At 49.0% G+C, this 13749-nt stretch carries 4 protein-coding genes; 3 read left to right on the forward strand and 1 reads right to left on the reverse strand.

Features of this window, described 5'->3' with window-relative positions; all coding sequences use genetic code 11:
- Window positions 1-15 precede the first annotated feature (15 nt).
- Window positions 16-11934: an Ig-like domain-containing protein gene (locus tag H6F73_RS03885; RefSeq protein ID WP_347239472.1), complete on the forward strand. Its 11919-nt coding sequence runs from the start codon at window positions 16-18 to the stop codon at window positions 11932-11934.
- Between the two features lie 136 nt (window positions 11935-12070).
- On the opposite strand, the gene H6F73_RS03890 is transcribed toward H6F73_RS03885, so the two are convergent.
- The gene (locus H6F73_RS03890) at window positions 12071-12229 is read right to left on the reverse strand and encodes a hypothetical protein (RefSeq protein WP_190665782.1); all 159 of its coding nucleotides are present in this window, start codon (window positions 12227-12229) and stop codon (window positions 12071-12073) included.
- A gap of 392 nt (window positions 12230-12621) precedes the next feature.
- Here H6F73_RS03890 and bcp point away from each other — a divergent pair, with 392 nt between their 5' ends.
- Window positions 12622-13086 carry a thioredoxin-dependent thiol peroxidase gene (gene bcp / locus H6F73_RS03895; protein WP_190757511.1) on the forward strand — a complete coding sequence of 155 codons (465 nt, stop codon included), beginning with the start codon at window positions 12622-12624 and terminating at the stop codon, window positions 13084-13086.
- Window positions 13087-13216: 130 nt separating this feature from the next.
- Window positions 13217-13672: an NUDIX hydrolase gene (locus H6F73_RS03900; protein WP_190757512.1), complete on the forward strand. Its 456-nt coding sequence runs from the start codon at window positions 13217-13219 to the stop codon at window positions 13670-13672.
- Window positions 13673-13749 lie beyond the last annotated feature (77 nt).

Raw genomic sequence — 13749 nt, forward strand, 5'->3', positions numbered from 1 at the left:
CCGGGTGCTGTTGCCATCGATGCTGCCGGCAACAATAACACCGCCGCGACTGCTTTAACTCGGACTTTTGATAGTTTAGCGCCCAGTGTCAGCTTGACTTCTGCTGCCGGCACCACTGTCAATGCTCCTTTTACTGTCACGGCTACCTTCAGTGAAGATGTCAGCAACTTTATTGCCGGTGATATTAATGTTGCAAATGGCAGTGTCAGTAACTTTGTCGCAGTTGATGCTCGCACTTACACCTTTGATGTCACGCCTACCGCAGATGGAAGCGTAAACGTTGACATTGCCGGAGCTGTTGCCACCGATAGTGCCGGCAATAATAATACGGCTGCTACCCAACTGAGCCGGACTTTTGATAACACAACCCCGGCAGTCACACTCAACACGACTGCCTCTGGGACAACCAACAACCCCTTTACTGTTACAGCTACTTTTAGCGAAAACGTAACGGGTTTTAATGCCACTGATATCACAGTTGGCAACGGCAGTGTCAGCAACTTTATAGCCGTTGATGGACAAACCTACACTTTTGATGTCGCTCCAACTGCTGACGGCATCGTAACCATTGATGTGGTGGCAAATGCTGCTCAAGATGCCGTGGGTAACAATAATACGGCAGCCACCCAACTCAGTCGTACCTACGATGCAACAAGTCCAGCAGTCACACTGACATCTGCTGCCGGCACCACTGTCAATGCGCCCTTTACTGTCACAGCAACCTTTAGTGAAGATGTCAGCAACTTCATTGTCGGTGATATTAATGTTGCAAATGGCAGTGTCAGTAACTTTGTCGCAGTTGATGCTCGTACTTACACCTTTGATGTCACTCCTAGCGCAGACGGAACGGTAACGGTTGATGTAGCGGCGGCAACGGCTACCGATACTGCCGGCAATAGTAACACTGTCGCCACCTCATTAACTCGTACCTACGACAACACAACACCGGCTCTCACCCTCAACACGGCTGCCTCTGCCAATACCAATGCTGCTTTTACTGTCACTGCTGCCTTTAGTGAAAATGTCACTGGCTTTGATGCGAGTGATCTGAATGTTGCCAATGGCAGTGTTGCTAACTTTACTGCCGTTGATGGACAAACCTACACTTTTGATGTCGCTCCAACTGCTGACGGCATCGTAACCATTGATGTGGTGGCAAATGCTGCTCAAGATGCCGTGGGTAACAATAATACGGCAGCCACCCAACTCAGTCGTACCTACGATGCAACAAGTCCAGCAGTCACACTGACATCTGCTGCCGGCACCACTGTCAATGCGCCCTTTACTGTCACAGCAACCTTTAGTGAAGATGTCAGCAACTTTATTGCCGGTGATATTAATGTCGGCAATGGCAGTGTCAGTAACTTTGTCGCCGTTGATGCTCGTACTTACACCTTTGATGTCACTCCTACCGCAGATGTCACTCCTACCGCAGACCGAACAGTAACGGTTGATGTTGCTGCTGCTGTTGCCAACGATAGTGCCGGCAACAATAACACAGCCGCCGCTCAACTCAGCCGAACCTTTGACAGCACTGGACCCATTGTCAGCCTTAATTCGACAGCGCCGGCTAATACCAATACTGCCTTTAGTGTAACCGCCACCTTTAATACCGATGTTACCGGCTTTGATGCCACAGATTTGGTGGTTGGTAACGGATCTGTGAGTAACTTCACAGCAGTCAATGGTACAACTTACACCTTTGATGTTACGCCAACTGCTGAAGGTTCAGTTACGGTAAATGTGCCGTCAGGGGTCGCTCAAGATTCTGCAACTAACCCGAATACGGCGTCGGTTCAATTGCTTCGCACTTACGATACCACGGTTCCCACCGCCACCCTCACTTCCACAGCACCGGCAACCGTGACAGGGGCATTCAACGTCACCGCCAGCTTCAGCGAAAACGTCACCGGCTTCACCGGCACCGATGTCACCCTCAGCAATGGCAGTCTGAGCAACTTCACTGCCATTGATGCTCGTACCTACAGTTTCACAGTCACTCCCACGGCGCAAGGTGCAGTCACCGTCGCCGTTCCCGGTGCTGCCGCTACCGATGTTGCTGGGAATAATAACACCGCCGCTCCTCAACTGAGCCGCACCTTTGACAGTGTGGTTCCCACCGCCACCCTCGGAGCCATTACTCCCAACCCAAGCAATAGCAGCATCAGTTCAGTTCCCATTACCTTTAGTGAAGCCGTCACAGGATTGGATCTGGCTGATCTTACCCTGACCCGTAATGGCGCTGCTGTTTCTCTTGCAGGAGCCACCCTCAGTGGAAGCGGTACAAGTTATACAATTGGTAACTTAGCCGGCTTAACCGGCACAGAAGGAAACTATACCCTCACCTTAAATGCCAGTGGTTCAGGCATTACCGATGCTGCCGGCAATGCTTTAAGTGCTAATACCTCTAGCAGTTGGAGTACGGATACCACTGTTCCCACCGCCACCCTGACTTCCACCGCACCGGCAACCGTGAAAGGCGCATTCAACGTTACTGCCACCTTTAGTGAAAATGTCACCGGCTTCACCGGCACTGATGTCACCCTCAGCAATGGCAGTCTGAGCAACTTCACTGCCATTGATGCTCGTACCTACAGCTTTACCGTCACTCCCACGGCGCAAGGTGCAGTCACCGTCGCCGTTCCCGGTGCTGCCGCTACCGATGTTGCTGGGAATAATAACACCGCCGCTCCTCAACTGAGCCGCACCTTTGACAGTGTGGTTCCCACCGCCACCCTCGGAGCCATTACTCCCAACCCAAGCAATAGCAGCATCAGTTCAGTTCCCATTACCTTTAGTGAAGCCGTCACAGGATTGGATCTGGCTGATCTTACCCTGACCCGTAATGGCGCTGCTGTTTCTCTTGCAGGAGCCACCCTCAGTGGAAGCGGTACAAGTTATACAATTGGTAACTTAGCCGGCTTAACCGGCACAGAAGGAAACTATACCCTCACCTTAAATGCCAGTGGTTCAGGCATTACCGATGCTGCCGGCAATGCTTTAAGTGCTAATACCTCTAGCAGTTGGAGTACGGATACCACTGTTCCCACCGCCACCCTGACTTCCACCGCACCGGCAACCGTGAAAGGCGCATTCAACGTTACTGCCACCTTTAGTGAAAATGTCACCGGCTTCACCGGCACTGATGTCACCCTCAGCAATGGCAGTCTGAGCAACTTCACTGCCATTGATGCTCGTACCTACAGCTTTACCGTCACTCCCACGGCGCAAGGTGCAGTCACCGTCGCCGTTCCCGGTGCTGCCGCTACCGATGTTGCCGGTAATAATAACACCGCCGCGCCCCAACTGAGCCGGATCTTTGACAGTGTGGCTCCCACCGTTACTATCAACCAAGCAGCCGGTCAAGCCGATCCTACAGCCGGCACAACGGTTAACTATGGCGTGGTTTTCTCGGAAACTGTGACTGGCTTTGATGCAACCGATATCCTCCTAGGAGGCACAGCCAACCCCACGACTGCCACTGTCACCGGCAGTGGGACAACTTATAACGTTGCTGTTGCTGGTATGAGCGGTGCGGGTACTGTGACTGCCTCTGTGAAAGCCGATGCTGCCGGTGATGCTGCCGGTAACACCAGTCTCGCCTCCAGTAGCACGGATAACAACGTTAATTACAACAACACCCCTCCCACTGTCACCGGCATTACGCGAACCAATAGCAACCCCAATAACGCCGCGACTGTTAACTACACTGTCAACTTCAGCGAAAGCGTTACCGGCGTTGATGCCAGCGACTTTAGCGTAACAACAACCGACAGTCTCACCGGCGCTACAGTTAGCAGCGTCACAGGTTCAGGGAACAGCTACAACGTCGCTGTCAACACCGGCACGGGTGATGGCACCGTTCAGTTAAATCTCACCGATAACGACAGCATCAAAAATAACTTAAACGTGGCTTTGGGAGGCACAGGAGTTGGCAACGGCAACTTCTCTGGACCCAGTTATACCCTTGATAAAACCGGGGCGCGTGTCACGAACGTCACTTCAACCCTAGCGAATGGAACCTATCGAGCAGGAACCGTCATTCCGCTTACGGTTACATTCAGTGAAGTTGTCAATGTTGGCGGTACTCCAACTCTGACTTTGAGTAGTGGTGGGATTGCCAATTATGCGGCGGGAAGCGGAACAAATACACTCACATTTAACCATACGGTTGGAGCCGGCCAGAATGCGGCTGACTTAAACGCCACGACATTATCATTAGCCGGTGGCACCATCAAAGATGCAACGGGTAACAATGCAACCCTAACCTTACCGGCTGCCGGTGGCGTGGGTTCTTTGGGAGCGAATAAAAATATTGCCCTCGATACTGCCGTTCCCAGTGTCACCCTCGCTTCCAGTGCAGCAGCAGCTGTCAGAGCACCTTTCAACGTCAGCGCGACTTTCAGTGAAAATGTGACTGGCTTTGTCGCCAGCGATCTGAGTATTACCAATGGTACAGTTAGCAACTTTACTGGCACCGGCAGTAACTACAACTTCACTGTCACCCCCACCGCAAGCGGTGCGGTAACAGTCAATATTCCTGCCTCTCGTGCGACTGATGCTGCCGGTAACAACAATACTGCTGCTACAGCGCTAACCCGCACTTTCGATAACATCGCTCCTCTCGTCACTTCTGTGACTTCTAGTAGCGCTGATGGCGAGTACAAAGCTGGTGCTGTTATCCCTATTAAGCTTGAGTTCTTGGAAGCGGTGAACGTCACTGGAAAACCTGAACTGACATTAAATTCTGGGGGCAAGGCTATCTATGTCTCTGGTTCCGGTACAAATAGCCTCAGCTTTAACTATAACGTGGGGGCGGGTCAAGGCTCGGTAGATTTAGATTATGCGGGTACCAGCGCTTTATCTTTAGCAGGAGGCACAATTAAAGATCGTGCCAACAATAATGCGTTGCTAACGTTACCTGCTATTAGTGGAAGTTCTTCGCTGGGTGGTAGTAAGAACATTAAAATTATTCCCAGTTTTTATTCTGCCTCGCAACTGGATACTTACCTCAAAAAGGTTTATCAGAGTACTCCTTTACTCGACAACGTCAAGGCACCCTTACTGTCTACTTTTGCTGCTTGGGACAGTCTTGAAAAGGATCCCGCCAATACATTAACAGCCACTGGAACCTTTGACGGAACTAAAATTGAACTAATCCCCAACCCTACCAATACGTTTAACACCCCGTTAGGGTCTGCTTTGAAGGCACTGAAAGGGTATAGTAGTCACGCTGATAGTCAGATAGAGGACTTGGTGACCCTAGATAAGTTATTTGGATTCTCTATAGATATACCTGTACCCACCTTGACTATCACCGATCTACGATCGGCTCCGATTTATAATTTTTCAATCCCCATCGAGGTTGCCAACCAATCTCCAGTTTTCAGCTTAATCAAAGATACTCTAGGTATTAGCAAGCTCACCTTAACAGCAGGGCTTAATACAGCTACCAAAGGAGGAGGACCGTTTGTAACAGCTACGTTAGACAGAAATCAAAATATAGTCGATATAGCTGGCTTCCAAATCAATTTTGCAGGTGGAGACCTCTTTTACGGATGGAACGAAAAGTTAGAGAAGACTCTAAGCATTACACCTAAACTTCTCCTAAAGAACTACGACTTGCTCAATGACAACGAACCGCCATTAAAGCTTTCTGGAATCTTCACTTTTGAGAAAGAGTCTTTCACAGGTGGGTTTAAGGTAGAAGCTGTTAATCCCCAAGAGCCAGCCCCGGTATGGAACAACCCCTTTGGCTTATTTCCTGGTTCAGAATTGAAAAATGGGTCTATAGAGTTCAAGAAAAAATTCACAGATCCGTCTATTGGCGAAGTTCTAATATCCGGGGATTTTAACTATCAGGGAAATCTTAATATTACATTAACAGGGTTAGCCATTGACGTTGCAAAAGGAGTTCCCAAGACTCTCGTCTTAACCGCGAATGAACGAGTTAATTTATTCGAGGTTTGGGCTATGAGTCAGATGCAAGCTCTGCCAGGGGGGCAAGGTTTGCCAGGGGCTGAATATATCCAACAACTTCAGCCAGTTAAAAAGGCAATGGACTTCTTGGCAAATATCATTGATGTAAACATCATATCCGTCGATAGTTTGGGCGCAAAAGCTCCACTAATCAAGTTTGTGCCTGAGTCAATCACGATTGGTGGAACAACCATACAACCGGGATTTGCCATTAATGCTCAAGTCGAGGCTTGGGGGCAAACAGCGACTTTAGTTCTGGAAGCTAATCCTTTTAATCTTGAGCCAAATGCCAAGGGATCTTTGACGCTGCCTGCGATAGATTTAGGATTTTTAAAGCTCAAAGGACATTCCAACGATATAGACAAAAACGCTGAAACATTGGGTTGGAGTTTAGATGCATCTTCAAGCAATGTGTCTATGGCCGCCAGCGCTAACTTAGAACTGTTCGGTCAAACTGTAGCTGGAGTTAATGCAATAGTTGATGGAACGAACATCTCTATTAAAGACCTCAAGTTGGGTTTGGATTCTATTCTGGCAGTTGAGCTAGATCACTTAAATGTGAATTTCAAAAACAAAACTGGATCGGCAAAAGGCAGGGTTAAACTGTTTGGTCAAAATCTATCTGAGACCAACATTAGCCTCCAGAATAACCAGCTCAACATTACAGGTAAAATGGGCTACGACCTTCCCGTGGTTGGTAATGTAGGTGCCAGTCTTTCGATTACTTTAGGTAGTGAGCCGAGTGATTCCAAAGTAAAGGTAAACATTAATGGTGGGGTACTAGGCGGGCTGAACTATGAACTAAACCTAGCTGATCTGACAAGTATCGAAGATGTGTTTGAAGAAGCAGCCGACAAGGCTCTCGATACGGTCATAGGTTTTGTAAATGATGCCATTAAGGGGATGGTTAAAGAATTCAATGAGCTTACATCAGGTATAGTTGATACCTTAAAGGCGGTAGGAGGCTATATTGCAGGTATTGCCTATGAGGTTTTGGATTGGGTAGACGGGAATCCCCACAGTGGTAACAATGGCAACAACGAAATTTCTGGAGATAAGTGGAATAACGTTCTCCACGGTCATGGTGGCCATGACAAGCTTTTCGGTCAGGCGGGAAGCGACTACATTTATGGAGGGCCTAATGGTGACCAAGTATGGGCAGGGTTTGGGAATGATTGGGTTGAGGGCGAATCTGGAGATGACGAGATCCATGGTGAAAATGGAAAAGATTCGCTCTATGGGGGTGATAACACCGATCTGCTTTATGGTGAATGGGGAGACGATCTACTTTCCGGAGATTCGGGCAATGACGGCCTCCACGGTGGATCTGGGAAAGATGCTCTCTATGGAGGAATCGATCAAGACTATCTTTATGGCGATGACGATGACGATGACCTGCGTGGTCAGAACGGTTATGACTTTCTTTCTGGTGGGCATGGCAACGACATTCTATATGGCGGCCCAGACCAGGATCGTCTCTACGGTGACGCCGGCAATGATTTGCTCGAAGGTGAAGATGGGACAGATCAACTCAGCGGCTCTCACGGTGAAGATACCTTGAAGGGCGGTAAAGACAAAGATGTTCTCTACGGTGGGGACGGTCACGATTTACTTCGAGGCGGAGATGGGGATGACATTCTCTATGGCGAGGACGATCCGTTCAGGACAAAAATCGCGCTACCTTTCGGAACTAATTGGACGTGGAATAACGACACCCTCTACGGTGAGAATGGTAAAGATTATCTCTTTGGGAATATTGGCGAGGATAATCTCAATGGTGGTGATGATGACGACGTTCTAGATGGGGGATCTGAGAATGACAAACTCAATGGTGAAGGAGGTAATGACTTCCTCAATGGGGGTACCGGCAACGACGAGCTAAACGGTGGTAACGGTAAAGATACGCTCTACAGTCAAGATGGCAATGATCAGCTCTCCGGTAATGAAGACGATGATTTTCTTAAAGGAGAGGAAGGAAACGACACGCTCTATGGTGGAACGGGTAAGGATCTCCTTGATGGTGGATCGGGGAACGACTTGCTCTACGGCGAACGAGATAACGATACCCTCTATGGGGGAGATGGCGACGATAAGTTCTACGGTGGTGAGAACGATGACCTTCTGAAAGGAGAGGAAGGAAACGACTCGCTCTACGGTGAAGGAAATAACGATACTCTCTCTGGTGGGAATGGCAATAATACCCTTGATGGCGGTGGCGGAACTGATACTGCCGACTATCAATTCTCTAGTTATGGTGTTAACGCGGATTTAGCCTCTGGTCACGCTACTTTCTCTAGCAATAAAGATCAGTTAACTGCGATTGAAAATATCATTGGTTCGGCTCAGAACGACACATTGATTGGGAGCGCTCAAAATAATACTCTCTTCGGTCAATCTGGTAATGACTCTCTTGGTGGTGAAGACGGCGATGACTACCTCGATCCTGGAAGTGGTAACGATACTATTGATGGAGGAGAAGGTAACAACGATACCTTACGCTTGGTCGGGAGGACGGAAGACTATCAGTTTACCAAGACATCGACCGGATGGGAAATTGTTGGTGCCAATGGTGATGTCAAAATTGTCAGCGAAGTTGAGAATTTTGAGTATCAGCCTTTACAAAATGCTTCTGGTTTCTTGAATGTTGAGGATCGGTTCTCACAGGATGTCCTCGATTTCTTTAAGAAGGCTGAAGAAGCGATTAAAAATACTGTCTATGAACCTAGCGTCTCTTGGCAAGACTTGTTGAATAATTCAAACCCCCACAGTGGTAATGATCGCAACAACGAAATTTATGGAGACGCTCGTGGCAACTCGATGTACGGTCAGCGAGGCAATGACAAGATCGTAGGTCAACGAGGTGACGACAAAATTTGGGGTGGGCCTGATGGTGACCTGCTATACGGGATGGATGACTCAGACTATCTCGATGGTGAAAGCGGAGATGACGAGCTTCATGGTAATACCGGCAATGACGAGCTTCATGGGGGAGATAACACCGATCTGCTTTACGGTGAAGAGCAGTACGATAAACTTTACGGCGGTTCGGGTTCTGACCGGCTACATGGTGGACCTGGTAACGATTCTCTCTATGGGGGAATCGATCAGGACTATCTCTATGGCGATGACGATAATGATGACCTCCGGGGTGACAACGGTTATGACGTTCTTTCTGGTGGGAATGGTAATGACTCTCTCTATGGCGGGCTAGACGAAGATCGTCTCTATGGTGACGCAGGCGACGATTTGCTCAATGGTGAAGATGGCAAAGATGAACTCCACGGCTCTGACGGTCAAGATACCCTGAACGGCGGTAATGATAAGGATTATCTGTTTGGGGGTCGTGGAAACGATGTTCTAGATGGGGGTGCTGAGGACGACACAGTTATTGGTGAAGAGGGGAATGATACTCTCCTGGGCGGCGATGGCAACGACTACCTCGATCCTGGGATTGGTAACGATACCATTGATGGGGGTTCTGGTCACGATACCTTACGCTTGGCCGGCACGAAGGAAGACTATAAGATTACCAACACATCGACGGGATACCGAATTGAGGGTCCCAATGGTGATGTCAAAATCGTGAGGGGAGTTGATGCCTTTGACTATCAGCTTGCCTATAATAACACCTCCACAACCACAAGCCTTACAGGCGCTCAAGTCAGGAAATACTACAGCAGCCGTGTCATCGACGGTTACATTTCTAGCGGCAAGGTGTTCTTCGATGCCAACTTAAACGGGATGTTGGATGAGGGAGAATCCTTTACAATAACCCAGGCTGATGGTGACTTCGACCTGAACGTGGAGGTCGAGAAGTTTGATACGAACCAAAATGGTGAACTTGACTACACTGAAGGCCAATTTGTCCTGATGGGAGGGATGGATATACTCTCCGGGGTGGATGCAGCAACCGGCTTAGCAATGGCGACCCCACTCACTTCAACTTTGGAGTCAACGGTTGTCACCCCGTTAACGACGATGATCGCCGAGTTAGTGAAGCAAGGTACTGACCCAGCAACGGCTCAAACTCAAGTCAAAGCAGCATTAGGACTGCCGGCTGATGTTGATTTGGGCAGCTACGACCCCTTAGAAGCGATCGCCAATGGGGACGCGAAGGGCGTATCGGTGTTTGGCTCGATGATTATGGTGCAAAACACCATCGTCCAGATGGCAAAATTCATCGATGGGGTTTCGGCAACAGAAGTTGCACAGCTGGCATTTAGTGGGATTGCTGCGCTCGCCAACCAAACCAAGGCCGGCACGACTGTAGATTTGGATAAAGCAGAAACTATCCAAGCGATTCTCCAAGAAGCCATTACCAAGGCAGCACAGTCTGACGCTACCATCAACCCGACAGCACTAGCAGCTACCGCTACTGCTGCCGCTCAAGTCATGGCTTTGGGCAATCAAATGGTCAAGGAACTTGTCCTGAGCGGTCGCCCCATCAAAGATATTGCCCTGGAAATTACCAAACTGCAGGCGGTATCCGTCGGTCAAATTGCGGTGGGACTGCCGGAATTGGCGGCGGGAACTGTCTCAATTGAAGATTTCCTCGCTAATAACACCAAGGAAGCAATCCTCTCTCGGATGGCGAAGGTGCAGGTGAATGACCCCACGATTCGCCCCGTTGTCGAGGATAACCCAACTGAACCGACTGAACCGACTGAACCAACTGAGCCAACTCAACCAACTCAACCGGCGTTCTCTAACTCTCCAAATACCAGCACCAGCACAGCCACTGACAATTCCCCAACCAGCACCGCTACAGAAGATTGCACTTGCCCAGAAATGCCGGCCCTAACACCGGCTAATATGAGCCTTGCCATGACCATGACCGGCACCGAAGCAGATGACGCCCTCATGGGTTCTGAAGCGGCAGACGGCATTCAAGGTAACGCCGGCAATGACATGGCAATGGGAATGGAAGGCGACGATATCATCGTTGGCGGTAATGGCACCGAACTGAGCACCGGCGATGCCGATCTGCTCTTCGGCAATGCCGGCAGTGACATGATGACCGGCAATACCGGCAACGATAGCATCCACGGTGGCCAAGGCAACGATCTCGCCTTAGCCGGCAAAGATCACGACTGGCTCGACGGCAACATGGGAGACGATACTCTCAGCGGCGATCTGGGGAACGACACGGTTTGTGGCAGCAGCGAACAAGATTTAATCTACGGACAAATCGGCGATGATATGTTGTTCGGCAATGCCGGCATGGACAGCATTTCTGGTGGCGAGGGTAATGACATCATGTATGGCGGCAAAGACAACGATCTGTTGCATGGTGATGCCGGCAACGATCTGCTCTCTGGTGATGCCGGTGATGATAGTCTCTGCGCCGACGATGGGGACGATACCGTGATCGGTGGTACCGAACAAGACACCCTCTGCGGCGGTAATGGCAATGACTTGCTGTTCGGTAATGTGGGCCAGGATTCGCTTGATGGCGGTGCCGGCAATGATTCGATTTATGGTGGCAAGGATAATGACAATCTTGCCGGCGATGAAGGTGCGGATCTGCTGATGGGTGATGTCGGTGATGATTCTATCAGTGGCGGTGCCGGCAACGATCTACTGTATGGCAATGCCGGCAAAGATGCTCTTAATGCCGGTGAGGGTGATGATTCACTCTACGGTGGCAAGGATGATGATACGCTCATCGGTGGCAGTGGTAGCAATCTCCTGTGTGGCGACATGGGTAGCGATAGCCTGACAGGCGGTGCCGGTATTGACCGCTTTATGCTCAAGTTGGGTGCCGGTGGCGATACCATCTCTGATTTCACAGACGGGCAAGATTTACTCGTTTTAGATAGCACGCTCACCTTCGCGCAATTAACTATCACCCAAGGTAGTAATGGGGCGTTAATTAATGTTGGAAATGAACTGCTCGCTACGTTGAGTAATGTTGATTCCACCTTGCTCACTCAGCAAGATTTCTCTCTGGTGTAAACCTATTTCTGACAACTCGTAAAAAAAGCTGCCGATAAATACGGCAGCTTTTTTTATTTCAAAATATAAGAGAAATCGGACTAACAAAAAACCTACTTTAGGCTTTTACAAGCATGAGCGCATCATGCTTCACCCTTTACTCTTCACCACCCGTGGACTCTTCTTGATCCGTCGCATTCATGGGTGAGCGCTCTCTTCTAGAAAAGCGACCCGTCGTTGTTTGTTTCCGAAACTGCCGTGCATATTCTCGATTACGCAGTGCTTTTTCTTTCTTTGGATTGCGGCGTTTTGCCATGTTTACCTCAATAAATAAAAAACAGGAACTTTTCTAAACTTTTGCTGTGCGAGTTTTCTGTGTGCCTTACTCAGGCGTTTGACGAGCGTTCTGAGTGGAGAGTTATCTATTTCTGGCTCAGAAATCGGTCTTTCCAACTTAGGAGTGTTCTCCTTTCTCGTAAGAGAGGTTCAACTACTTTAGCCGGCTGACAGCTAAAGCTTTCTGTGAACTTCTCAACCGCTCAACGTTGAACTTTTGTCCAACCGGATCGCTCAACGACTGACGTTACCAAACTCGCATCTGCAAGGTATATGATAACAGTTTGGTGACGGAGCCTTCAGAGATTCGTTTCTCTTTTCTCAATTTGCCGAATCAAAATTTAATCTTATAGTCCTTGACAAAATTTACAGATGACGCTTCAACCTGGTGATGTCGCTCCCGACTTTAGCTTACCCGACGCCGGTGGCAACGCAGTTCGTTTAGCAGATCTGCGGGGAAAGCGAGTTGTACTGTACTTCTACCCCCGCGATAACACTCCAGGCTGCACGAAAGAAGCTTGCGGCTTTAGAGATGCCCACTCCAATTATCAGGCTCAAGATGTCGTGGTATTGGGTATTAGCACAGATGATGCCAAATCCCACACAAAATTTGCTCAGAAATTTCAACTGCCTTTTCCCCTTCTGTGCGATCTCGATGCCAAAGTTGCCACAGCTTATGAAAGCTATGGACTTAAAAAATTTATGGGGAAAGAATTTATGGGCGTTCACCGCACAACGTTTGTGATCGGTGCAGATGGTAGGATTGAAAAAATCTACCGCAAAGTGAAACCGGAATCCCACGCCGCCCAAATCCTCGCTGACTTGGGACAGTTTTGAATTTTGAGTCCCATGCCCCATTGTATTTGAGCTATCCTGAGAAAACCTTCAAAGATGCCGGTGTGGCACAACCCACCCTAGCCAAACGTCCTGAAAAATGTCTTCTTGTAGAGCGAAAGCTTCCTAACTTATGCGTCGTTTATGGCAGTTCGTGCAAACCGTGCTGGGGATTATTTTCCGTCATCCGATCACCGGCACTACCATCATCCCCATATTACCTGATGGCAAGATAGTATTAGTTCGCCGGCAAGATACAGGTGAGTGGGGTTTGCCGGGAGGCATTGTGAATTGGGGAGAAGATATTCCCACCGCTGCTAAACGTGAACTCGCAGAAGAAACCGGACTGGAATTAGTAAAAATTCGCCGGTTAGTTGGCGTTTATTCTGCACCAGATCGCGATCCGAGAATTCATTCGATCTGCGTTTTGATAGAAGCAGACGTGCAAGGAAATATGCAAATTGAGGATAGTCTAGAAATTGGAGAGGTTCAGGCATTTTCGCCGGCAGACTTGCCAGAAGGTAAACTTGCCCACGATCACACCCAACAATTACAAGACTATTTAAACGGCCTTACTACCTTAGCTTAACCAACACTTGGGATATTTTTCTGCTATCCCAACCAATCTAACATCGCCCAAATCATACTCTAAATTAGCCACTAAGC

The organism is Microcoleus sp. FACHB-68 (genome assembly GCF_014695715.1).
GTDB lineage: Bacteria > Cyanobacteriota > Cyanobacteriia > Cyanobacteriales > Oscillatoriaceae > FACHB-68.